A 24,441-nucleotide genomic window follows, 5' to 3' on the forward strand; every position below is an offset into this window, starting at 1 on the left:
GCTCTGTCTTTTTAAATTAAAAATATCTCAAACAGGTTCTATAACATTGCTCTTGCCCACTCAATAAATAACTTTGCCTGCTCTGCCCAAAAATCAGAACCCCAATAAACAAAACAACTGGTTTCACATAACAATAACGCTCTAGTTTTTTCAGCAGACCCCTTACCAGACTCTACAACCTTGGCATAATATTGACTCAACTTTTCAACTGCTGCCAATACCTGTTGTCTTAAGTCTCCCTCTTGCCATTGCTGATGACCGCCGATCCACGAACCCCCGGTTGACTTAAGTCTTACCTCTGTCGCTGAACCCTCTGATAAATATGTATCGATATATTGACTTACAGTCAGAAAACCTACATCAGACCAGCGATCGCTCTCCCGAAACAGAGGAGCAAAAGAGTTCTTAAAATATTCAAACATCATCACATTACCATTTTCCCCATCAGAAGTTGGCACTACCAAAGCAGGCGGTTTCATTCCCACTTCTTGCCCACGATATCGTACATCACTAATACAACCATCAGCATTTTGACCACTTTGCTGTCGAATACCCATATCCGTATCCCTAACCACACAGAGAATACGTTCCGACTCACCATCTGACTCTACCACCAACCAATGCACTCGATTTTCTAACTCTGGCGTACTCCAACCTTCAGGATGTTCCAACGCTGCATTAGGTAAAATAATCCATTCATAACCGCACTTCTTCAATAGACGTATAAATCTCAATGCTTCAGCAGAGTCTCCTGTCATACCCATCTCCGGCAACCAAAACCCTCTTATCCGCGATAGTGCCTCTGTCCCAAATAAATCGGCAAAGACTCGTCGCCATTCCATAATTTGAGCTTCGTGGTCTCGTTCGGGAGTGGCCGGAAAATAGCAATGACTATATGCACTACCAGTAAATTCTATTGTGTCTGAATATTCTGTGAGAACTTCTCGCCAGAGACTAATCACATCTCCTACTGGTTCATTATCAACGTGAAGATGAGAAAAAATGCCATTGGTAGAAAGTTTGGCCATTTCTTCAAGCAATACTCCAGAGTAATCTACCATCATCCGGGGTTGATGACCTTCTTGTGTGAGTTGTTTCGCATAACGGGCAGGATTTTTGTATGCTTGAGCAAACCATTGAGCATTCCAATGCTCTTCAGAGTTTTCTTCACTGCCAAGCATTTTTTCTAAGTTGCCCTGTAGTTGACCATTATTCCAAATCGGAGGTTGGTGAAAATGTAACCAGGGGACAAATATGGACAGAGGATTGGGATTTGACACTTTCTGACACTCTTCCTGGTACTAAACCATTAGTGGATTTATTACTTATAACACTATTAAGAAAAGTTAGGACAAGTTCTCATACCGTTTCACGGAATTCAAAAGTCAAAAGCCAAAAGTTATGCATTATGATTTTATAGCTCAAAACTTTTATTTTTCAGTAATTTCAGCAAATTATTCTACATCTAAAGTTTGAAACTATTTGTAACATTCTTTTTTCAAATTGGTATCAAATCTTGAAGCTCGATGGAACTTTTGGGAAGTTTCAGAAGCCAAACTTCAAATCAACAACTATTAGTTGACCCTCAAAAGCGTAGAAACTAACTTTGTGAATGTTCTGGGCATTCACAGTTAATTGAGCATTTGGGGAAATATGTGAATTAGAGTTAAGTAAGTTTGAGGCGGAGGTTTCGTCTTTGGCCAGAAGTTTTTCATTTTGATTATAAGCTGATAAGACTGTTCGGCGAGAACTGGTGACTACTCCACTGACAAACTTGACTGGAGATTTAAAGTGAATTTCTATTAGGCCACTTTTTGGCGCTCCCATTAAGACTTTGACGCCTGGAGGCACTGCAAAAGCAGGGTTTGATGGTTCAATCGCAATTGCATTAGAGAAAGTTAGGCCCCAATTTTTAAACTGATGGTCTACTACTTCAAAGGATTTTAAATTTTCTAGGTCAAGGCTAATACAACTAGGCATTGTTGAGAGTTGTAAGAATTCTGATTCAGTCATTTCATCGTCAGGAATGGCTACGGTATATCTGTTGAAATTGTTGACTCTGAAGTTATTGCTGAAAGGATTGATATTTCGCGTTGTATCAATGGGAAAAGTCTTTAGCATTGGACATCCTTGATAAATTTGTCATCGCATCGAGGGGCTATACCCCTCATTGTATTATTACTTATAGCTTATTCTTGAGAACTTTGCTTTGATCGGGAAAGTTTTCATTTTCTTTAGAACTTCACTTTGAACAAGGGAATTTTCGGTTTGTATCGATGACTAAGATTGACCATTTCTGATTATGACTTTATTTGAGTTACAAATAAAAATGATTTATTGAAAGTTGTAATAAGGGAATAGGGAATATTAGGAAAAACATTAGCATCAGTCAAATACCAACTCGTTCTTTGCTATATGTAGCTTCTAAAATTTGATATTGATAAAGATTAAGATATAAAAAATTAACCGAGTATCTGACTAAAACAATGCTTGATACTCGGTATCTGGAATTTTTGACCCAATTTTACAGCACTTTTTAGGAAGCGTGAAGTACAGTTTTAAGATGAATATTTTTTTCCCTACTCCCTACCTAAAGTCTTAAAATTTTGTACCTCATCAACTCCAAAACTGCTGTAAGTTTTAAGAATCATTCGTTGCTGACAAAACGTTAAGAGATAAAGCCAATTTCACCTTCAACATTAAATTTTTTTTGAGGATGTTCTTTTAAGAACAATTCCACACCTTGTCGTACTTGTTGTCCCCAATAATCTAAACCAACATCATGAAGAATTATTGTTCCTTCTGGTTTAATATAACTAGAAAGTAGTGTTAGGTCTTGTTTGACCGCCTCCGTTCTATGATCTGCATCCAGAAATGCTAGATCGAATTTTCCATATTCTTCACATACTTCTCGACCAATAATTTCTCTGTCTTCAAGGTTAATCCCATAATTTACAACTTTATCTAAATCTTCTTGGTTGGGAAAACCGCAAGAAAAAAAACCTCGTTTTAAGGTAAATCTTGTCAAAATATCAAAGTGTTTAAGGACTTTTTCAACAAAATATAAATGAGTTTGTTTATTTTTAATTTCAAATTGTTTAACGCAAAGAAGATTGAGAAGTTCTACAGGAAGATCGGCATCGACACAAACAATTTCGGACTCTGGCAGACACAATCCTAATATAGCAGTGGAAACTCCGACAAATGTGCCAATTTCTAATACCTTTTGAGGATTTTTTTGACGGCTGATATTAATCAATTTTTCTGCATCATCAAGTTTGACTGAAGCATTTTCAATAAATTCTCTTTCAAGTCCTTGTTGACTAAGAAAAGATAATGCTTGTTCTCTTGCTTCTTTGACAGTTATCATTGTTACAGTGGCTTTTTTTTAATATGTAGTATCTTTATATTTTTAGCAGATTCTACAGGAGAATAATCTGTGAACTTCAAAAATTAAATCCTGAAAGAACAATTAGGATGCTTCAAAAATTAATTATTAATTATTAATTATTATCTCTCTTTGAAAAGAAGAGGATTGACGCAAAAGGGAAAAATTTTTCTTCTCTTGGTCGATTGGATATGGCTCCGAGACCCTTTCTTGCAGACCCGCTCCGAATGGCGCCATCCCACCCTACGGGAAGCTACGCTAACGACCACTTTTTTCTCCTTTAAAGCAGAAGGAGAGGCTTTAAACCTTCATTATTCGGTAAGGAACTTAATTTACTCTCAAATCTAATTTTCCTTGGCATCTCTTTTTTGCCAAAAATCATCACGCATTGCTTGCTCTGATTTTAACCGAGTAAGTTTTACTTTTTCTAGGTCTTCATTAAATTTACGAACTATTGCTTTTTCATACTGATAATTAACTATTTCTCGAGGTGTCAAAACAGGTTGTACAAGAGAAACAATTTTAGCTCCAATTGCAGTATGAATTTTTTCTTGAGTTTGCCTAGAATAATGTCTTCCAGTAATCACATACCAAGCAAACATTTCACAATTATTAGTATGAATATTGTACTTGCCAAATTTGTGTAAATATTCACAAGCTCGTTGTTCTTGTTCAACTGTTAATTCTGCCTCTTTTCCTTGATATTCAATTCCTAGAGGACCCCATCCAATTGAATTTTCAAATGTTCCGTCAGACGAAATAAAATAATGTCTAGCAATTCCAGCAGTGGATTCAATTGCAATACTATAAATTGAGGAATTCATATATTTTATACTCCTTTTATTTATACAGCTTTTACCATTTTTATGAGGTACAAAATTTTAGGTTTGAGGGAACAGGAAATAGGGAACAGGAAACACAAAAGAATCAAAACAACTCTACCTCATAGCTTCGGAAATTGCTGTATGTATTTTTTTAAGTTTATACTATGACAACTTGCTTAAGAGGGAACAAGGAATAGGGAACAGGGAACACAAAAGAATCAAAACAACTCTACCTCATAGCTTCGGAAACTGCTGTATGTATTTTTTTAAGTTTATACTATGACAACTTGCTTAATGTGTTTAACAAACTTATACAAAAGTTTCCTACTTGAGAAAGTACATATATTGATAATTTTAGGGACTAGGAAATAGAATGAATATAGACTTATCGCGTTCGAGAGCAGTTTTTTTTAATACTTTTAATTCTCTTTAAATCTCTCAATACTAATTACTGAATAATTAATAATTAATAATTAATAATGTAAGCATTTAGCTATCAGCTTCAGGACTTACGCAAAATAGAAATTATACACCATCTGTAGGGGAGAACGGCCGTTTGTTATATGTGGTGGTTATGGGTAAGTCCTGAGCTTTTGAAAGAAAGAATCAAGTAAAATAATTAAGCATTCAACTATTAGCATTCAGTTATCAGCTTTTGAAATGAAATAAATAATCAAGTAATTACCAAGGTTAGTTGAAAGGACTATTTCATTTCCTACGGAATGCTGCACAAACATATTTCACTCCTTAAATACTAATTCCTCCTTCCAAGATAATCAGTGAATAACTCATAGCTGATAGCTGACCGCTGAATGCTTACTTAATAATTAAATAATTCGCGCCTTGAACCCTCTCCTTTTAAGGGAAAAAAAAGTGCTAGGATATTTCCTTATATTCAATTCGGTAACGGTTAAAACCCGAGGTAATTATCAATTACCCATGATCAATTATCAATTAATCAACGATCTAAAGGCAATGAATTAATAGCTAATAGCTGATAGCTGAATGCTTACATGATAGAAACTTCCAAGTAAATCTTATCAACAATAGTCAGACTACTATAAATAATCTCTCCAACTGCAAAATTATTGTTAACTCTAACTTGGATAATAGCTATATTAAATAAGGTTAGTAGACGTGCTTTAAAAAATAGAAATCACCATCTTAGCTAAACGCTCCATTCCCTCTTGAATATCCTCATCAGAAGCTGTTAAGCTAATCCGAATACATTCTTGTTTATGAACCCATTCTTCTCGTAAACCAGGGAAAAAAGAACTGCCAGGCACAACAATAACCCCCACCTCCTTCAACTTTTGATAAAGCTCCCAGTCAGTCATCGGTAAATCTTTCAACCATAACCAAGCAAAAATTGCTCCCTCAAAACGATGGAGAAACCAGGGCAAATTTTTTGGTAAAGCTTTTGATAAAGTTGATTCTAAAATTGAAAATTTATTTTTGTAAAAAGGCCGAATCACTTCAGTAGAAATTTCTGCCAGAGCGCCAGAATTAATTGCATCAGTAGCGATCGCTTGTCCATAACGAGGAGAATGAATACACATATTAGTCTGGAAGGCTTGTAAAACCTCAATTATTCGTTCATCCCCAATAGCAATGCCGATTCTTTCTCCAGGAAGTCCAGCCTTCGATAAACTCATACAATGACAGATATTGTCCCCAAATATTGGCTCCATCTCCACAAAATTTAATCCTGGATATGGAGGAGCATAAGCAGCATCCACAAATACTGGCACATCATAAACAGCGGCCCGATCTGCAATTTTCTTGACCTCATCAGCACCAATCACATTACCAGTAGGATTACAGGGGCGTGAGAAAATGACACAACCAGTATTTTCATCAATGACCAACTGACTAAAGTCTGGACAATATTTGAAGCGATGAGATTCAGTATCTATTTCCAGAGTCGGTTTATAAGCAACTACCGCTTCTGGCACTAAACTCACTCCGCCATAACCCGTATAATCTGGACTGAGAGGCAAAACAATTTTTTTCAGAGTTTGACTGCTAGTATATCCACCAAAAGCATTAGCAGCATAGAAATATATAGACTGAGAACCTGGGGTAATTAAAATATTGCGATCGCTTAAATTAAGTCCATAGCGACGGTTAAAATCATTAATAACTGCATCAATAAACGGTTGATAACCCTGAGATGAACCGTAACGCCCCACAACTTCCCCATATTCTTGACTTGCCAATAAAATTGTGGTAATATTCCGCCACAACTTTTCTACTTCTGGCAAAACCAGGGGATTTCCTGAACTAAAGTTGAGAAACTCCTGACCCTGGCCTGCTCGTAGGGTAGCAATAATATCTGCCATAATTGCCCGCACACCTGTGAGGCGGGACATAGTTGCACCAAATTCACTCAGGGCAGGATTAACCATAGCATCTAATCAAATATAAATAGATTGACAATTTTTTAATTGTAGCCAAGAGTAATTCAACCAGGCAATTTTCCTTCTTTACTCCAAAAATAAATGAAAAATAGAACTATTTGGCAAGCAGATTATTATCGCCGTCCACTTAAGGATAAGCAAGGCCAACAGTTATGGGAATTATTAATTTGTACTCCCACTCGTAGCCTAGAATTTACGGCTATTTGTCCCCAGTCAGAAGTTAATGCCCATTGGGTAGTAGAACAACTACAAAAAGTGGGTCAAGGCCAGGATTTACCAGGTACAATTCAAGTATTTCGACCTCAATCTTTGGATTTAATTGAAACCGCAGCTCAAATGTTGGGGGTAAAAGTGGAAGCGACTAGACGTACTACTGCTTTAAAACAATGGTTGCTGGAGAGGGTGCAAGAATATCAGGGAATGGAAACATATACTAGAGAATTTTACGATCCCTTAAAATTAGATTCTCCTCCACCCGTGCCATTAGCTGAAAATCTTTGGGGCGATCGCTGGAGATTTGCCACATTACCTGCGGGTAATATTAAAGATATTATTGAGCGCCCAATTCCTATTGTGGCAGTACCCGAATTTCTTTTACCCTTAAATTTAGGATTGTCTTCAACACTTCCTATACCAGGGGTTGTTATAGACGGAGGTCGTCAGTCTATGAGATTAGCTAAATGGTTAGAAGCAGCGCAACCATACTTTTTAAACTATATTTCTGGGGATCCTGATGGGTTAATTTTAGAGGCAGGATTAGTAGATCGGTGGGTAGTTGCTACTTTTTCAGACCAGGAAGTGTCACTAGCAGCTCAAGTTTATGAAGAGAGAAAACAACATAGTCAGGGGTTACATTTTCTGTTAGTACAACCAGATGATTCTGGCATGACTTATAGTGGATTTTGGCTTTTACCTGTAATCACCAGAAGGACAGCGCTATAATCTATGATTTAGCGCCTGGATGAATGGTGAGTATATAATTATGATTCGATGTTATAATTATATACAAAGATTAATAGTTTATCCAGCATACTTTTCGGGTAAATTTAGTTATAATAATAAATGTAGTCAAGGAATTAAACAGCTTTGCTAGCAATTGAGGCCAAATTAAAAGGCAGTCAAAATCAGTACAAAGTTTTAGATGAAATGATTCTCACAGGTCAATTTATCAGAAACAGTTGTTTGCGTTATTGGATGGATAATAAAGATGTCAAACGCAATGACTTGCAGAAGCTTTGTTCTCTACTAGCAAAAGATAGTAATTTTCCTTGGGTGAAAAAGTTAAACTCTCAAGCAAGACAAGCATCAGCCGACAGGACATGGCAATCAATACAACGATTTTACAAAAATTGTAGATTGAATAAGCCAGGTACAAAAGGCTATCCAAAATTCAAGAAGTTCACTCGTTCAGTAGAATATAAAACAACTGGTTATAAGCTATCCCCAGATAGAAAGAAAATTGAGTTTAAAGATGGTTTTAAAGCAGGCGAATTTGAACTATGGACTAGCCGTGATTTAGTTTGGTATTCAGAACAGCAAATAAATCGTGTAAGGGTTGTTAGACGTGCAGATGGTTATTATTGTCAAATTTTAGTAAATGTAGAGAGAAAAGAAGGTCATAAATTTGAGGGTAATGTAGTAGGAATTGATTTAGGTTTAAATGCTTTTTATACTGATAGTGATGGGAATGCTGTAGAAAATCCTAAGTATTTGAGGAAGTCAGAAAAACGGTTAAAGAAACTACAACGTAGAGTATCACGTCGTCATCACAAAGGTAAACCCCAGTCAAATAACTATCACAAGGCAAGAAAACAATTAGCTAGGCAGCATTTGAAAATTAGTAGACAACGTAAAGACCACGCGGTAAAGACTGCAAGGGCGTTAATCCAGTCTCACGATTTGGTAGTCTACGAAGATTTAAAGATTGCTAACCTAGTTAAGAATCACCATTTAGCTAAGTCAATATCCGATGCAAGTTGGTATCAGTTCATAGAATGGCTTGAATATTATGCTAAGTTCCATGGAATTGCTTGCATAGCAGTACCTCCACATTTCACTAGCCAAAATTGTTCAAATTGTGGGCAGACAGTTAAGAAATCATTATCAGTTAGAACCCACAAATGTCCGCATTGTGGTTATATAGCAGGCCGTGACCATAACGCAGCAAAGAACATTTTGGCAAAAGGATTAGAAATGTTGGGGGCAATAGTAAACAGTACCGAGGGGCACTCGGAATCTGGGGGAAACCCAAAAGCTACGGGAGAGTCTGACCACTGGTTTGACGATAGTAATATTGCTAATCTAAGTCATCTCTGTGAGCGTAGAATCATCAATGATGAGAATCCCGCATCATAATCTTTGATTTGATGCCGGGAGTATGTCAAAGTAGAAAACAATTAATTTATACCAGAAGCAAGAATGAAGAAGTAAGAACGAAAAATCTTGTGTTGTCAGAGTTTTAAGCTTTTGATATTTCAAATATAGTAATGGTGACTGCTATAACCCACGACCAAGGTAGGAAATACAATTAAAGGTTTTCCAATTTTTTATCTGTATAGGTTGTAACCGTAGGCAAGTCTATTAAAACTAATTTTAGGAAAAATTAAGTAATATCATGTCCATTTAATAGCGCACTTGAAAAAAACCGACCCTCTCACTTCAACGGCAAATATCTCTATTCCTCCCGATTCTTGCTCACTTAATTTATAAGTATTCAGGTGAATATGATATAACTACTACAGCCCAGATTTGTACCAAAACTTAATGTCTGAACTCCTGAGTATAAATCAGGTAGATTTTATGGATAGATGATGAGGGATTAGAAAAAAATTATCATTAATTGACTCTAGACTCTGAAGTAATATTCAAAAGTCATAATTCAGAGATATTTTCAAAAGTTCACTAAATCCCACTATTTGACAATACTAATTCGTCCAGCCATTAATTCTTCATAAACCTGTTTAATCTGTTTTTGTTCTGTGGTACTTAAAGAACGAGGTGAAAATAACGCCATTCTTAAAAACTGGCGATCGCTAGCCGAAATTTTACGAGCGACAAAAATATTACTGACAACTAATTCTAGGGAAGTTGTTCTAGCTTTAGCTTGAGATTTGTTCATTTTTCTAAAAAATCAGATCATTGTCCAATATAAAGAGAAATATTCCTAAAATACTGGCTACCTGCAGAACAGAAAATTGAAAAAATATCTGGGTAGGATAATTAGGTAGGAGTATTAAAAAAGGGCACGAGACAAAATTGATAAATTCTTATTTTCCTACAATACGATTAAAGTATAGTTTGTTTTATGAAAATTTGGTTAAGATTACCGAATAATTAATAATTAAATAATTAAATAATTCAGCTTTGTTAGCCTCCCCTTTCAAGGGGAAAAAAATAAATTTTTTCCTTTTAGTTAATCCTCTCCCTAAAAGAGAGAGGTAATTATCCATTAATGAATCCCTTCCTGCCAGAAGATTACCTATAATGTAATTTAAATACTACAAAAATGTAACTCAGTCCCCAAGATTATTAAACCTTTACCAAATCGGGTATTTCGGTTATGCGCTCGCTAATTATTCTCTTATCCTTTAAAACTACTAAACTAAAGCACAAATGTGCTGAACTATGTTTTGAATCTGTTCCGGTGTCTGAAGTTGGTTAAATTTGAAATAATTCTCTAACTTCTGTTAGGGGAAAGGGAGTAAGCATAAATATTGAAGATTTTGAAAAAAGTAATTTTTTTTTATACATTCGGTGATTAAAAATACTTAGATATATAGTATGTCTAATGCTTATGTATTAGTCATAAACACTTACTTGACTCTGTGCCCTGTTCTCTATAGTAGCCTATTGCTAGTTATTTATCTTTAGTCTGTAATGGGTTTAATAACTCACCCCACTATCACCTGCGGTATTAATGCCGTTGGTGGGGTGAGAGTCCCCGTAAACCGCATTATCGGTTACTTTCTTCCATCAGTATTTAAACGGATACAATCCAAAATTATTTCACCAGAAATTCGGTAGAATACCTGAGAAATTAAACATATTAGCTAATCTCAGGATGACCAAAGTAAAAATAGGAATTATTGGCGGCAGTGGTTTGTACAAAATGGAGGCACTCACAGATGTGGAGGAGATACGGGTAGATACCCCCTTCGGGTCTCCCTCTGATGCTTTTATTGTTGGTACTTTGGAAGGAACAAGAGTAGCATTTCTCCCCAGACATGATCGTAATCACGCTTTATTACCATCTGAATTACCATTTCGTGCCAATATTTATGGTATGAAAAGTCTGGGTGTGGAATATTTAATCTCTGCTTCTGCAGTTGGTTCTCTCAAAGAAGAAGTTAAACCACTAGACTTAGTAGTAGTAGACCAGTTCATTGACCGGACAAAAGGTCGGATATCTACTTTTTTCGGTGAAGGAATAGCAGGGCACATTACTTTTGAAAATCCTACTTGTCCTCAACTAGCAAAAATGCTGGCAGATGCTGCGGAAAGTTTGAATTTATCGGATATAAATGTGCATCGTAGTGGCACTTATTTATGTATGGAGGGACCTGCTTTTTCTACCAAAGCAGAATCAAATTTATATCGTAGTTGGGGCGCAACAGTTATTGGGATGACAAATTTACCAGAAGCAAAGTTGGCAAGAGAAGCAGAAATAGCTTATGCAACTTTAGCTCTGTCTACAGATTATGATTGTTGGCATGAAGAACATGAAAGCGTAACTATAGAAATGGTGGTTAATAATGTAAAGAAGAATGGGGAGAATGCTCAAAAAGTTATTCAGGAAACTGTCCGGAGATTGAGTCAAAATCAGTTTGTTTCTGATTCTCATTCAGCGTTGAAAAATGCTATTTTGACTCCTTTGGATAAAGTACCTGCTACAACTAAAGAAAAGTTGGGATTATTATTGCAGAAATATACTTAATAGGGAGGAGTCAGTCCTCAGGAGTCAGTCCTCAGGAGTCAGAATAAATGAGAAAGTGCGACTCGTTGGCTAGTCAAAACCGCCGTAATGTAGTTTTAGCAAGCCTTTTAAGTCAATACATCAAGTGAATGGCTTTCCCTACGGGATAACTTCGTTAACGACTTGAAAAACTCTTATGACCTTGTAGGTGAAATTCCTACCGCCTTGTTGTTGGGCTGACAGCATAGGCCACAGGGTAGAGACTGAACATCAATCCCTGAAGCTGGTCTAAATGCGGGACAATACCAGTTACCAGGAACGACACCGCTAGCAAAGACTGACAAGTGGACGAACACAAAGGCAATCAAACTCTCGTCACGATTAACCATTCCATAGTTACCTTTGGAATGTAGGACAAATGTCAGAGGGTCAAGGATATAGGCATTATTCCCGCTAATATCAACAATCATATCGAACCCTCCGGGAGACTTAGTCCCACTAAATCAGTCGCAATCAAGGCATAAGGGAACGAGGAAACCTCCTTAAAGACACCTAAGTATACAGGTCGATTAACTGAGGAAGCCATTCAAGGTTAGTCTACGCAAATGGTCGTAGGTCTTAAGGAGAGTAGGATTGGGTAAAAAGCTATCAAGCTGACATACCTACTGTTGAATGCAGTGTAAAGCAATGATTAGTAATTAATAAAGCCAAAATACTAAAGAAGAAATTAGGGTCACCTAAACCATTCTCAAGTGTGGTATGGGATACATAGGACATACCCTCTCCAGCATCCATTCACCCAACACTCAAGTGGAAGGACATAAACTGGAAGCAAGTAGAGAAGTATGTATTCAAATTGCAAAAATTGATTTACAAAGCATCCAGTCGTGGCAAACTCCGCAAGATGCGCAAATACCAAAAACTTCTGACAAAAAGTTATAGCAGTGTGCGCTGGCATATTTACACATTATTTTTTGTACACCTTTTCTAGAGTGCACTTTGAGCTGGACATTGTAAATACCTGAGCGCTCATTGCTATACTACGCAAGGTTGCTAGCTGTTAGGCGCGTAACACAAGATAACCAGGGTAAGAAGACTGCCGGGGTAGACGGAATCAAAAACCTGACACCCATACAAAGACTTAATTTGGTTGATGTATTAAGAACACGCCATCTCAAAGCAAGTCCAACCCGCAGAGTCTGGATACCAAAACCAGGAAGAGAAGAGAAACGTCCTTTAGGCATTCCAACAATGTACGACAGAACGTTACAAGCACTGGTGAAGTTAGGTATGGAACCAGAGTGGGAGACACGCTTTGAACCTAACAGCTATGGTTTTAGACCAGGAAGGTCAACCCATGATGCCATAGAAGCCATCTTTAATATCAAATCCGGTTAAACAGCCATAGAATGGTTAAGTTAGGAGTCCTCAGGAGTCAGTCGGACTTCCTCAGGAGGAGAAAGAATTACAAAGATAAACGTAGTTATGGCGATTGAAGATTTTTTTTATGTCCAATTAAACGGATTTGATATCAAAGTAGTGAAACAAGCAAAGGCCGTGACACAAGAATGGTTAAATCAGATAGGATTAGAACTAAAACCTCAAAAAACCAGAATTGCCCATACCTTAGAGGAATATGAAGGAAATAAACCTGGATTTGACTTCTTAGTGGGACTTACACAATTTTTAGAGCTTTAATATAGCCTCAACCCTCTTGATGGCAGGCAAATACGTTCATGTTTTCAGTCAACCAACCTCAAAAACGGTGCATACATCGCTGTACGAAAAGCGTACCATTGCTTCAGTAAAAGTCTTTAAAGGTTTGTTAGCTCATTGCCTTTGTCATCCTCCTGTTAACTTATGCCAAATTATAAAAGTATCAGCACAAAACACCAAGATCAAATGGCGTTCTAGGCTCCATTTATCTCTTACTTGATACTCTTTTAACCCTAACCATCATCAGCGCTTCTCGCTCAAAAACTTCTACCCAATTTCTCTCAGAATAAGTCTTTACTACCCATTCTGCTGTTACTTTTGGCGGTTCAAAGTTGGTCATAAAATAATCAATGTCTGTTGCTTCTTCCACAGAACTAGCATACCGATACGATGGCAAAAATTCTTTCTCCTTCTAGTCGTGACACTGATGCGCGTGAATATAGTTACAAAATTTGACAAAGTTTAATTCCTCACTCAAAACTTTTTTACAGTTTTTACATCTAAATTGACGGCCATTAACAAGTAGAAAAACATCAAAGCTACTCAAGGGAATATCTCTGACTCTATATGGATGAGATTGATGGATTTTATCTGTAGTCTTTTGAGGGGGGAGGACAAGTTGTAGTTTGGACTTGATTTTCTCATTCAATTCTTAAATTCATTTTCAGTAATCAAATGATAATTAGTTGCTTTAAAGCTTTCAAATTTAATGATTTGAGTGATCAAAAACAGAAGGGAGTTAGATGGCATATTATGAAAATTTCATTTTTGTTGCTATTATTCAATATATTTAATAGCATTAACATCTGTGATTAGTCAATATTTAGCAAGGGTTTGAGTATACTTGACTTGAAAATTACTAAGGAAAATGTAATTTTTTTATTCTTAAATTGTCATAACTACTCTAGAATAGCCTTAATTAATTATTAATTATTGAAGCACTGACAATAGATGTAGGGTTTTGTGCGTTACGCTACCTCTAACAAACCCTACCAATAGCGTTAATGAAGAGTGTTTTTTATGCCATAGTCAGCCTCAAATACTAATATAGCAAATAGAACTTTTATTTCCTACAGGACTTACGCAGGTACTCTACATATAGCAAGGGCGAATGGCATTTACCCCTACAGATGGTACTTCAAAGATCAATTTGCGTAAGTCCCGCCCTATTTACTCCTAACTCCTGACTTCTTTTTTGATAAACTATACCTAATTTCTACCAAAAGGCATTTATTAAACATGACTAACTGTCCGACGGATACCACAAGTTCATCAGTAAATCATAATTTAGAAGTAGCCAAACAAGAATATCAATATAACTATAACCACATTCCTCCTGTGGCAATGGTGAATGAATTACCAGAACGAGAAAAACCTTCTAAAGAATGGTTTTTATTATTGGTAAAGAGTATACGTCTTCTATTTGTGAATATCGTAATTACAAACCGAGGAAACCAAGGAAATAAGGGGGTAAGAGACGATGTAATTAAATATATCTTAGAAGTAATCTATAAGCAAATAAAATCAATAAAAATTGGAGAGGATAATAAAATCATACCATTTTTTTTCCAATTATTGTTGAATCAACAATTATTATTAACTCAACAATTGTTGAGTCAAGGAATACCTGACGATTTTCGTGAAATAGATGACCTGTTTGTTTCCATCCTCAGGGAAAATGGTCTGTCAGTACTTAAAGATATTTTGGAGGAAGCTGTAAAAGTATTAAAGGAAGGAAGTCCAGAAGGTCATGCAACCAGTCTTGAAGATTATCAAAAGCTCTTCTCCTATAAAGAGCTATTTCCAGAAACAGGAGGTATACCAAGCATCGCTTATACTTTTGAAGAAGATGAAGTGTTTGCTTATATGCGAGTAGCAGGTTATAACCCCCTAATGATTGAGCAGGTATCAAGTCTTGACGAACGTTTTCCGGTGACGGAGACTCAATATCAGGAAGTTATGGGTAAAGATGATTCATTAGCAATAGCAGGAAAAGAAGGGCGACTCTATCTAGCAGACTATAAAATTTTGGAAGGTGCTCTTAATGGTACTTATCCCAATAAATACCAAAAGTATATTTATGCTCCTCTAGCTTTATTCGCAGTGCCAAAAGGTTCAGACCCAAACCGTAAATTACGTCCTGTAGCTATTCAATGTGGTCAAACCCCAGGAGCAGATAACCCCATTTTTACTCCCAACTCTTCTAAGTATGCTTGGTTATTTGCCAAAACCGTTGTAGAGATAGTAGATGCTAACTTTCACGAAGCAGTGAGTCATTTAGCTAGAACTCATTTATTTGTGGGATCATTTATTCCACCTACCCATCGCCAACTACCCCAAAATCATTGCTTAAGTCTGCTGTTGCGTCCTCACTTTGAAGGTACTTTAGCAATTAACGATGGTGCTCAGGGAATTTTAATTGCTCCCAAGGGTGGAGTTGATAGTTTACTGTCATCTACTATTGATAACGCTCGTGTTTTGGCGGTGTTAGGGTTACAGAGTTATGGTTTTAATGGAGCTATGTTACGGAAGCAACTAGAGCAACGCGGCGTTGACGATCCTAATTTACTTCCTGTTTATCCTTATCGGGATGATGCTCTGTTACTGTGGGATGCTATTCATCAATGGGTTTCAGATTATCTGAATCTTTACTATTCTAGAGATGAAGAGGTTCAGGCAGATCGGCGACTACAAGCTTGGGCAGGTGAAGTTATGGCTTTTGATGGTGCTCGTGTACCTGATTTTGGTGAGGATGGAGGTATTAGGACACTAGAGTATTTGATTAATGCTGCAACGTTAATTATTTTTACTGCTAGTGCTCAACACGCTGCTGTTAATTTTCCACAGAAAGATATAATGTCTTATGCTCCGGCGGTTCCATTAGCTGGTTATTTGCCTAGTTCAATTCTCAAAGGTGAAGTAAGCGAGCAAGATTATTTAGATTTGCTGCCACCTCTAGAGCAGGCACAAGGACAACTGAATCTCACATATTTACTGGGGTCTGTCTATTACACGAAATTGGGTGAGTATCCAAAAAATCATTTTACTGATTCCAAAGTGAAACCTCTACTGGAAAAGTTTCAGGCAAATTTGACTCAGGTTGAAGCTACTATTGAGCAGCGTAATTTGAACCGCCCACAGTATAGGTATTTGCTGCCTTCTCAAATTCCCCAGAGTATTAATATCTAAAAGACATCTCCTCCAAAAGAGGGAGTAGGGAGTAGGGAGCAGGGAGTAGGGAGAAATAATTGATGAGTAAGAGTGGGATAATTGATTTTATGTTTTATTATTGGAGATGTCTAAAGATTATAAGTACCTGTGCAAAATTAATTTAACATTGGTCAGTAGGAAGCTCTTAACAGGGAATAGGGAATAGTAAAATTTCAACGCTTAAAGATTTAAAGGGAGAAGGTTTTTTATCACTAATTATCCCTGTTCCCTACTCCCTAAATTTCTGATTGTGGTTATTCAAAGAGAGATGATATCAAATCCGCTCGGGTTCGGTATAAAAAAAATTTTCATCTTCATCCAAGAGCAAATGTTTCGCGCATTCTCTTCCCTCCTGACTCCTAACTCCTGACTCCTGACTCCTGACTCCTAGATTAACTATCTAATTACACCGATGCTACCGGATTTGATATGATATCGGAGGACTCACTTTGTATCAATAATTGAAGGTTGAACAACAATGCTATCATTTTATTTTCCTTCCAAAAAATTAGGACTCATCAGATGAACGCCATTATGATTAATATTAGTTACTTTTGTGCCATAACTACGAAGATTTTGATTCTTTGTTTTATGACTTGCTCTTTGCAATTTCTCTTGAGTTTCTTTGTCTAATTTAGTGTTTTGATCTATGAATGTACCAGTTAAGTCAGCATCACTTATATCAGCACACCACAATTGTGCAGCACAAAGATTTGCATGACTGAGATTAGTATTATTTAAACCTGCATGAGACAAGTTAGCATTAGTTAGGTTAGCATTACTTAAATCTGCATCACTGAGAATAACTCCACTGAGGTTAGCGTGAGTTAGGTTTGCACCAACGAGGTTAGCTGAGGATAAATCTGCATCTGTGAGATTCGCAGACGAAAGATTAACACCACTGAGGTTAGCTGAGGATAAATCTACTCCACTGAGGTTAGCACCAGACAAATCAACTTGACCAAGTTCAGCATGATTCAAATTTGCATAGGCTAGATTAGCAACTGCCAAATCTGCACCTATTAAATTAGCGTTGCTGAGGTTAACATCTGTAAGATTGGCATTATTTAAACAAGCACCACCCAAGTTAACACCACTGAGGTTAGCATCTATTAGTTTTGCATTCTTGAGATAAATACCACTGAAATCTGCATCTGTTAGCACTGCACCTTGAAAATTGACAGGATTCAAATCAAGTCGCTTTTGTACTGAAGTAATAGCTGTTTCAATTTTACCAAAAAACTCTGGTTGAGGCAGACTCTCAACACGATTATTCAAAATTTGCAGATTTCTACTAATATGACCAAATTTACTTTCTAAGGGTGCTATAGCAGCAGCTCTATCTTGTAACTCCTCAATGGCTGAAACTGCCCAAGGTAAGCGTTTACTGATGATTTCTTTCTGCTGACGTTCTAATAGTTCTAAACGTTGAATGAGTTGTTGTAGTTCAGTTGGTATTGACTCTATAGCTTCTTGTAATTTATGCCTTTGTTGCTGAGTTTGCTGCTCTAAGGTTTCCCTTCCAGCTACTAATTTTTGATTCAGCTGTTCTGTTATTACTTCTAATTTCTTTTCTTGGTCCTCAGTTTGAAGATTCAGTTTTTCTTGCAACTTAGATGTCTGACTATCAATTCTATCCAAATCTTCTAAGAAGGTTTTCTGAATATCTGTAAGCGCCACTGTTTGTTCTTGTTGTTGCAATTTATCTAGCCGCTTTCTATTAGCTACACTTGCAGATAAGGCCAAAGTCAAAGGTGCTGCTGTGTATATTGCCTGTCCAGAAGTAACTGAAGCAATGGTTCCTAAAACTGAACCTGCTAGGCAGACATATTCACTTATATCTAACCAATGTTGCTTACTCATAGTATTTTTTCCTTATTCTCATTTTTATACTACTTTTTTTCTAATTTAGCTAAAGTCTAAAAGACTACTTTCATCCTTCAAACCCTCGTCCCCTGAGAACTATGCTTTAATTTTATATTTTTTGGAAGAGGTGCTTATATTGGTAATTCAATAGCAGAAATCTTGATAAAATACAATAGACATCTCCTCCAAAAGAGGGAACAGGGAACAGGGAACAGGGAACAGGGAACAGGGAACAGGGAACAGGGAGGAAGAATTGATAATTTATGGATAAGAATTAATTTGATTTTTGATTTTTGGAGATGTCTAATAGACATCTCCTCCAAAAGAGGCAGTAGGCAGTAGGCAGTAGGCAGTAGAGAGAAATAATTGATAATTTCTTTATGAGAATTGATTTTTGGAGATATCTAATACCAATTTTATATGAGGTTGCATAGAATTACGAAATTCATTCATTAATCTATATTTATCTATGCCTATCTACAGTCAATTGTGCTTTAAGTATTATTCTATGCAGCTTCATATAAAATTGGTATAATAGTTATATCATGTCCGGATAATTAGTGATGAAAAAATTTTCTCCTCTTCTTCCTTCTTCTTTTTGTTTCCTCCTGACTCCTGACTCCTGACTCCTGACTCCTGACTCCTGACTCTTGACTCTTTAAACAGAAAACAAAAGTGCGCTGGGTTTGTCAAGATAAAAGCCTTGACCATAATCTATTCCTAAACTATTGACTTTGTTGAGAATTGACTCTGTTTCTATATATTCAGCTATTACTTTTAAATTCATTGCCCTGCCAATATGATGAATACCTTCTACTATTGCTTGAGTGACAGTATCTTTTTCCATCTTCTTAATAAACATCCCGTTAATCTTGAGATAATCTACTGGCAAGTTTGTGAGATCAGAAAAAGAAGACATTCCTTTGCCAAAATCATCTAAAGCAAAACTACAACCAACTTGTTTGAGAGACTGAATAAATTTTGCTGCTTTATCTAAATTAGTAATAGCTATGGTCTCAGTAATCTCAAAACAAATTTTTTGGGGAGGCACTTCAAAACAGGCAAATTGATGTTCGATAAATTCTAGAAAATGGCTATCGTTGATGCTAGCACCAGAAAGATTAACAGTAAAAATACAATCTCGGTGTGAATTATCAATTTTATGCAAAGACATGAAATATAGTAGATTTTTTACGACCCAACGGTCAATTACTGGCATTAGATGATAGCGCTCCGCTACTGGTAGGAAAGTAGCTGGTGAAACAATTTTACCTGAAGGATATCTAAATCTAAGTAAAACTTCATAAAGTCTTGCTTGTACACCTTCATGCAATGGGACAATTGCTTGTGAAAACAGACAAAAACCGTTTTCTCTTAAAGCATCTCGTAGTTGTGTAACTAAATTAATTTCTTGCTGTTGTTTCTCTAGACTTTCCATGGATATATAATAAATCCCTATGCGGTTTCTGCCAGAAGTTTTAGCATTGTAGAGAGCTGTATCTGCTGCTTTTAGCAATCTCTCTGGATTAGATGTTTTTGAGCAATTAGTATCTGCAACTCCTAAGCTACTTGTCACCCACTGACTTGTTGCTGAAGCTTGATGAGGAATTTTTAAAGCTTCAATTTCTGTTCTGATATTTTCTGCCACCTTAAGTGCTCCTTCCATGGGGGTATTTGGCAACACAACTACAAACTCTTCTCCACCATATCGGGCGACAAAATCTCCAGGGCGTTTCACTGTCGTTTGAATAGCTTTAGCTACTTGTTGCAAACATTTATCTCCCTGTTGATGGCCGTAGGTATCGTTATAAGGTTTAAAGTAGTCTATATCTAACATAATAATTGAGATGAGACCTTGTTCTCGCGCCAACCTTTTCCATTCTTGTTTAAATTTTTGCTCAAAATGACGACGGTTAAACACTCCTGTTAAATCATCAATATATGCAATTGCTTCTAATTCTTGATTAAGTTTTTCTAAGCGTTGATAAAGTTGAGCTTGTTGAATAGTGATCGCTGTCTGAGCTGCCAAGCGTCTTAATAAATCGGTTTCCGATATTTCCCACTGTCTATTTTCTCGACAATGATGAGCTATTAATAATCCCCAGACATTAATTTCTGAGTTGTCAGTATGATTTTTGTTTTTAGTTTCGTTTGTAATTAGGATAGGTAGCACTATATTTGCTTTCACCTGAAGTTCCCTGAGCATATCAATATGACATTGTTGCATCCCCGATTGATTAATATTATGAATAATACTAAAATATCCTTGTTTGTAACGTTCTAAAATATTGCTGTTGCGAAAACATGGATCGACTATTGTCATTCCTAACAGTGAAAGACAATTTGGTGCTAAAGATTCTTTTTCTACCACACCATGACCATTTGGTAAGAAACGGTAAATTAGTACCCGGTCGCACTGCAAAAACTCTCGCACCGACTCTACTGTCGTTTCTAATATTTCCTCTAAGTTTAAAGATTGATGAATTCTGTCAATCACCAGACTTAATAAATGCTCTTGTTTTCTGATTTTTTTGACTTCTAATTCGGCCAGTTGGCGCTTTGTAATATCTAGAATTGTGCCAAATATGCCGATTGATTCTAAGTTACTATTTGTGATTAAAGTCGTCTTTGTATAAAGATATCTCAGTGTTCCGTCCGGGCGAATTATTTCATATTCACATTCACATTTTTGTGTTTTCTCTAATATTAAAGCCATATTTTCCTCCCACAACTTTCTACTTTCGGGAACGAACATTTGGAGGAATTCTGCATAAGTTAGTGACTTTTGAGTCCCACTCAGACCAAAAATCCGAAATACTTCATCAGACCAAGTTATTTTCTGTGTTTTTAGGTTGAATTCCCAGTTACCTAAATGAGGGATTTTTTGTGCTTCTTGTAGTTTGGCTTGACTTTCTTGGAGGGCAATTAAATTTTTATTTCTTTCAATTGCATAACGAATTACTCGCTCTAATGTATATTCTCGAATTTCTAATTTATTCAAATAATCTGCTGCTCCAATTTTCATCGCCAGTAGGTCTAATTCTCGATCGTCTTGACCTGTGATGAATATAATTGGTGTCTGACAATTAAGTTCTATTGCTGTTTTGAGTAATTCTATCCCGTCTTTTTCTCCTAAACGAGAGTCAAGCAAACAAACGTCATATTCTCCTGTTTCTATTGCAGCTAATCCCTCTTCATAAGTATTTTTCCAATCCAGGGAGATGTTTGATGACTCTACTTTTGACAAGATGTCATCGATGGCAATAAAATCATCTTTATTATCTTCTATTAAGAGAAGATTAATAGTGTATTTTTGCATAAAAATCTGCTTGAATTTATATACTCTGAATTATAGTTATATTCAGGTAGAAAATTGTCCTTATAGCCAACATAAAGCAATTTCTAATACATATAATTTTTCCAGGAAATACTAGGCGGAAAAATTGCTCCAGTTCAATATTTTCGAGCAGAGAGTTCAACAATTTCAAACCAATATCTACTCAAACCTTGAATGACTGCTATTAATCCCTCAAATGTTACTGGCTTGACAATAAATGAACTAATTCCTAATTGATAATAAGTATAGATATCTTCTGCTTTAGAAGTAGTTAAAACTACAATAGGAATTAAACGTAAGTTAGGGTCAGCTTTAATTTATTTGAGAGCTTCTCTGTCATCTTTATTTTGGCATATATAAGTCTAAAAAATTATTCCTGGCTGAGGTGAAGTTGTGATATCTGTATAAGCACCTCGATGATATAAAAAATCTCATAATTCTTCCCCATCCTCAACAATATATAATTTATTAAGTAATTTACTTTCCTCAAAAGCTTCCATTGCCAAGAGACGATCATCCTCATCATCTTCAGCCATGAGAATTGGTACTGGTGTTTTATTCAACTTAGATATGCTCATTTTGCTTATCTAAACTTTGTTCAATGGGCAAAGTAATCACAAAAGTAGTTCCTTGATTAGGGATACTACGAGCAGTAATATTACCATTGTGTGTTTCTATTATTTTACGACATATTGCCAGTCCTATACCAGTGCCTTGATATTGTTGCTTGCTATGCAGGCGTTAGAAAGGTGTAAATATTTTTCCTCAAAACCAATTCCATTGTCGGATACCATAATTTGAACTTGATTAGTTTCCGACTGTAAAATTGCTTCTACCTTGACAATGGGGTGATTTTCTGGTATATTAAATTTAAGTGCATTGCCAATTAAGTTTTGGAACAATTGTCGCATTTGTATCGAGTCGGCCTGAATAGTAAGTAATTCTTCTACTTCCACCTGAGCTTTTGTTTGTTCAATGCGGTTCTCTAAGTCCTCAATAACTTCTTCTACTATTTAAGAAAGGGTTACAGATACATAGGGTTGCCCTTTGGTCGTAATCCGTGAGAAGTCTAATAAATCCCTAATTAGAATTTGCATCCTGTTGGCAGAACTCTGCATTCTTTGTAGATAGTCTAGCCCTTTTTCATCCAACACTTCCCCATATTTAGCTTTGAGGCGATCGCCAAAGGTCTGAATTTTCCGTAGTGGTTCCTGCAAGTCGTGGGAAGCTACATAAGCAAAATCTTCTAGTTCTTGGTTACTGATTTTTAGCTGAGTAATGAGTCTTTGCTGTTGAGCTTCATTTTGCTTGCGGGGAGTAATATTTTGAATTTTAGCAATAAAATACAGAGGTTCGTCTGATGGATCTTTTGCTAGAGAAACACTCAAAATTATCCAGACAATATGACCTTCCTTGCTAATATAGCGCTTCTCCATATTGTATTTGCTTTTTTTTCCTTCTAAGAGTTCCTGCACAAAGGCAAGGTCAACAGCTAGATCGTCAGGATAAGTAATTTTTTGGAAAGTTAACTGGATCAATTCAGCTTCACTGTAACCTATCATTTCGCACAAAGCATGGTTAACCTCGAAAAAATTTCCATCTAGTGATACCAGATCCATACCAATAGGTGCATCGTCAAAAGCTAGACGGAAGCGTTGTTCTCTTTCTTGCAATATTTTTTCCATCTGTTTGCGTTCGGTGATATCTCTAGCAGTAATAGCAATACCATCTGCTAGAGGAACTACCATCTGTTGCAACCAGGAGATATTGGGGGTAAAGATATTTGTGGAAAACTCTTCTTGGAAAACTTTACCTGTTTCCACAACCTGAACGTATTTTTCCCAGAAATTTCCGGTACTGTTGATCGGAATTAGTTCGGACAGTCTTTGTCCCAATACTTCTGATTTAGGCATATAAATGAGTTGTTCTGCGGGGGAGTTTAGCTCTACAAAAATAAAATCGACAATACGTCCAGTTTCATCCCGCAGACTATTAAATATAAATAAACTATCTCAACTTGCTTCCGCAGCAGCACAAAATTTAACTTCGCTTTCTCGTAATTGAGTTTCTATACCCTGGCGTTCTACTATTTGTTTCTGTAGTTCCTGATTTGTTTTTTCTAGTTCTGTTGGACTAGGTAATACTAAAGCTTGAGGTATGAGAATACGGAGTTCAAAAGCTGTAAACAATGAAATTATGGCAGTTATAGTCTTCAAAGTTCCTGAAAACCAATAAGTGGGATGCCATAAAGTCCACACATCTAGAAGATGAGTTGTCCCACAGGAAACTATAAAGGCACTAAATAGCCAGAATATATAAGGAAAAGGTAAATCTTGTCTTTGCTGGATAAAGTAAACCAACATTAGAGGGATAGAGAACTAAGCAATAGCAATCAGAATATCTGAGACTAAATGCAAGCTAACTAAACTAGGGTTCCATAGATAGCAGTGTCCATGAGGAATATATTTAAACATATTTTTTGTCAAAGGCAATAGAGTTGTCGCTAAATAAAGGGAAAAAATCACTCTAACCTAGACAGAGCAATAATTCCAAGCATTTTTGTATCCAATAGCTACAATGCTTACAGAACAAGGTTTTTGGGATTTTTTTAATTTATAAAGCAACAAGTCTAATAGGGAAAAGGAAACAGCGACAAAGAGATAAATTTTATAGCAGAAGAAAGAAGGAAGGAGGAAAAACCTTGTGTTGTATCAGTTTTAAGCTTTTGATATGTCCGCGCTCTTTCCTTCGACTGTTATTAAAGTGCG

General features: G+C 36.4%; 19 protein-coding genes and 2 pseudogenes. 5 read left to right on the forward strand and 16 right to left on the reverse strand.

The features are described 5' to 3' along the window. Positions 1–38 precede the first annotated feature (38 nt). The 5 genes from F6K18_RS23880 to F6K18_RS23900 form a co-directional block, all read right to left on the reverse strand. The gene (locus F6K18_RS23880) at positions 39–1,280 is read right to left on the reverse strand and encodes a glycoside hydrolase (RefSeq protein WP_287524778.1); all 1,242 of its coding nucleotides are present in this window, start codon (positions 1,278–1,280) and stop codon (positions 39–41) included. A gap of 265 nt (positions 1,281–1,545) precedes the next feature. Next, a complete protein-coding gene (locus F6K18_RS23885) occupies positions 1,546–2,121 on the reverse strand; it encodes a hypothetical protein (RefSeq protein WP_287524780.1) in 576 nt (191 codons plus the stop codon). 547 nt (positions 2,122–2,668) lie between these two features. Beyond that, a complete protein-coding gene (locus tag F6K18_RS23890; RefSeq protein WP_287524782.1) occupies positions 2,669–3,370 on the reverse strand; it encodes a class I SAM-dependent methyltransferase in 702 nt (233 codons plus the stop codon). 362 nt (positions 3,371–3,732) lie between these two features. After that, the gene (locus F6K18_RS23895; protein ID WP_287524784.1) at positions 3,733–4,212 is read right to left on the reverse strand and encodes an NC domain-containing protein; all 480 of its coding nucleotides are present in this window, start codon (positions 4,210–4,212) and stop codon (positions 3,733–3,735) included. Between the two features lie 1,142 nt (positions 4,213–5,354). Then, positions 5,355–6,620 (reverse strand): valine--pyruvate transaminase, encoded by a 1,266-nt coding sequence (locus F6K18_RS23900; RefSeq protein WP_287524786.1) that lies wholly within the window; start codon positions 6,618–6,620, stop codon positions 5,355–5,357. A gap of 93 nt (positions 6,621–6,713) precedes the next feature. Here F6K18_RS23900 and F6K18_RS23905 point away from each other — a divergent pair, with 93 nt between their 5' ends. Both F6K18_RS23905 and F6K18_RS23910 read left to right on the forward strand, forming a co-directional pair. Beyond that, complete coding sequence (locus F6K18_RS23905) at positions 6,714–7,574, forward strand: Tab2/Atab2 family RNA-binding protein (protein ID WP_287524788.1); 861 nt, start codon at positions 6,714–6,716, stop codon at positions 7,572–7,574. A 144-nt stretch (positions 7,575–7,718) separates the two neighbouring features. Continuing rightward, a complete protein-coding gene (locus tag F6K18_RS23910; RefSeq protein WP_287524790.1) occupies positions 7,719–8,987 on the forward strand; it encodes a transposase in 1,269 nt (422 codons plus the stop codon). A gap of 556 nt (positions 8,988–9,543) precedes the next feature. Here F6K18_RS23910 and F6K18_RS23915 read toward each other — a convergent pair. Beyond that, on the reverse strand, positions 9,544–9,750 hold the full coding sequence (locus F6K18_RS23915) for a hypothetical protein (RefSeq protein WP_287524792.1): 207 nt from the start codon (positions 9,748–9,750) through the stop codon (positions 9,544–9,546). A gap of 942 nt (positions 9,751–10,692) precedes the next feature. Here F6K18_RS23915 and F6K18_RS23920 point away from each other — a divergent pair. Together F6K18_RS23920 and F6K18_RS23930 are read left to right on the forward strand one after the other, a co-directional pair. Then, entirely contained in the window at positions 10,693–11,565 is an 873-nt protein-coding gene (locus F6K18_RS23920) for an S-methyl-5'-thioadenosine phosphorylase (RefSeq protein ID WP_287279031.1), read from the forward strand. A 754-nt stretch (positions 11,566–12,319) separates the two neighbouring features. Beyond that, positions 12,320–13,212 (forward strand): annotated as a pseudogene (locus F6K18_RS23930) (reverse transcriptase N-terminal domain-containing protein); the annotation flags it as partial. A 37-nt stretch (positions 13,213–13,249) separates the two neighbouring features. Here the strand turns inward: F6K18_RS23930 and F6K18_RS23935 are convergent. Together F6K18_RS23935 and F6K18_RS36815 are read right to left on the reverse strand one after the other, a co-directional pair. Further along, positions 13,250–13,694, reverse strand: a pseudogene (locus F6K18_RS23935) (IS701 family transposase); the annotation flags it as partial. After that, entirely contained in the window at positions 13,673–13,909 is a 237-nt protein-coding gene (locus F6K18_RS36815; RefSeq protein WP_353735150.1) for a transposase family protein, read from the reverse strand. The gene F6K18_RS36815 and the pseudogene F6K18_RS23935, both read right to left, overlap by 22 nt. 590 nt (positions 13,910–14,499) lie before the next feature. Here F6K18_RS36815 and F6K18_RS23940 point away from each other — a divergent pair. Further along, positions 14,500–16,449, forward strand: a complete 1,950-nt coding sequence (locus F6K18_RS23940; protein ID WP_287524794.1) for a lipoxygenase family protein — start codon at positions 14,500–14,502, stop codon at positions 16,447–16,449. Positions 16,450–16,959: 510 nt separating this feature from the next. On the opposite strand, the gene F6K18_RS23945 is transcribed toward F6K18_RS23940, so the two are convergent. The 8 genes from F6K18_RS23945 to F6K18_RS23975 form a co-directional block, all read right to left on the reverse strand. Then, a complete protein-coding gene (locus F6K18_RS23945) occupies positions 16,960–18,333 on the reverse strand; it encodes a pentapeptide repeat-containing protein (RefSeq protein ID WP_287524796.1) in 1,374 nt (457 codons plus the stop codon). Between the two features lie 546 nt (positions 18,334–18,879). Then, positions 18,880–19,029 carry a hypothetical protein gene (locus F6K18_RS23950; RefSeq protein ID WP_287524798.1) on the reverse strand — a complete coding sequence of 50 codons (150 nt, stop codon included), beginning with the start codon at positions 19,027–19,029 and terminating at the stop codon, positions 18,880–18,882. Further along, entirely contained in the window at positions 18,995–21,655 is a 2,661-nt protein-coding gene (locus F6K18_RS23955) for a GGDEF domain-containing response regulator (protein ID WP_287524800.1), read from the reverse strand. The genes F6K18_RS23950 and F6K18_RS23955 overlap by 35 nt, the downstream gene beginning before the upstream one ends. Before the next feature lie 449 nt (positions 21,656–22,104). Continuing rightward, complete coding sequence (locus tag F6K18_RS23960) at positions 22,105–22,251, reverse strand: hypothetical protein (protein ID WP_240038859.1); 147 nt, start codon at positions 22,249–22,251, stop codon at positions 22,105–22,107. Next, positions 22,238–22,411, reverse strand: coding sequence for an ATP-binding protein (locus F6K18_RS36820; RefSeq protein ID WP_353735152.1), 174 nt, complete (start codon positions 22,409–22,411; stop codon positions 22,238–22,240). Before F6K18_RS36820 ends, F6K18_RS23960 begins: the two co-directional genes overlap by 14 nt. Continuing rightward, entirely contained in the window at positions 22,375–22,629 is a 255-nt protein-coding gene (locus F6K18_RS23965) for an ATP-binding protein (RefSeq protein WP_287524803.1), read from the reverse strand. Before F6K18_RS23965 ends, F6K18_RS36820 begins: the two co-directional genes overlap by 37 nt. 57 nt (positions 22,630–22,686) lie before the next feature. Then, complete coding sequence (locus F6K18_RS23970) at positions 22,687–23,673, reverse strand: PAS domain S-box protein (protein ID WP_353735153.1); 987 nt, start codon at positions 23,671–23,673, stop codon at positions 22,687–22,689. Positions 23,674–23,685: 12 nt separating this feature from the next. After that, a complete protein-coding gene (locus F6K18_RS23975; protein ID WP_353735151.1) occupies positions 23,686–24,036 on the reverse strand; it encodes a hypothetical protein in 351 nt (116 codons plus the stop codon). Positions 24,037–24,441 lie beyond the last annotated feature (405 nt).

The sequence above is a fragment of the Okeania sp. SIO2C2 genome (assembly GCF_010692625.1).
GTDB lineage: Bacteria > Cyanobacteriota > Cyanobacteriia > Cyanobacteriales > Microcoleaceae > Okeania > Okeania hirsuta.

Bases quoted from the DNA above. Each gene is read 5' to 3' on its own strand.
- F6K18_RS23940 (WP_287524794.1), top strand. From the start codon at position 14,500: ATGACTAACTGTCCGACGGATACCACAAGTTCATCAGTAAATCATAAT.
- F6K18_RS23915 (WP_287524792.1), bottom strand. From the start codon at position 9,750: ATGAACAAATCTCAAGCTAAAGCTAGAACAACTTCCCTAGAATTAGTT.
- F6K18_RS23975 (WP_353735151.1), bottom strand. From the start codon at position 24,036: ATGTTGGTTTACTTTATCCAGCAAAGACAAGATTTACCTTTTCCTTAT.
- F6K18_RS23955 (WP_287524800.1), bottom strand. From the start codon at position 21,655: ATGCAAAAATACACTATTAATCTTCTCTTAATAGAAGATAATAAAGAT.
- F6K18_RS23945 (WP_287524796.1), bottom strand. From the start codon at position 18,333: ATGAGTAAGCAACATTGGTTAGATATAAGTGAATATGTCTGCCTAGCA.
- F6K18_RS23895 (WP_287524784.1), bottom strand. From the start codon at position 4,212: ATGAATTCCTCAATTTATAGTATTGCAATTGAATCCACTGCTGGAATT.
- F6K18_RS23920 (WP_287279031.1), top strand. From the start codon at position 10,693: ATGACCAAAGTAAAAATAGGAATTATTGGCGGCAGTGGTTTGTACAAA.
- F6K18_RS23960 (WP_240038859.1), bottom strand. From the start codon at position 22,251: ATGAGCATATCTAAGTTGAATAAAACACCAGTACCAATTCTCATGGCT.
- F6K18_RS23890 (WP_287524782.1), bottom strand. From the start codon at position 3,370: ATGATAACTGTCAAAGAAGCAAGAGAACAAGCATTATCTTTTCTTAGT.
- F6K18_RS23885 (WP_287524780.1), bottom strand. From the start codon at position 2,121: ATGCTAAAGACTTTTCCCATTGATACAACGCGAAATATCAATCCTTTC.
- F6K18_RS23905 (WP_287524788.1), top strand. From the start codon at position 6,714: ATGAAAAATAGAACTATTTGGCAAGCAGATTATTATCGCCGTCCACTT.
- F6K18_RS23900 (WP_287524786.1), bottom strand. From the start codon at position 6,620: ATGGTTAATCCTGCCCTGAGTGAATTTGGTGCAACTATGTCCCGCCTC.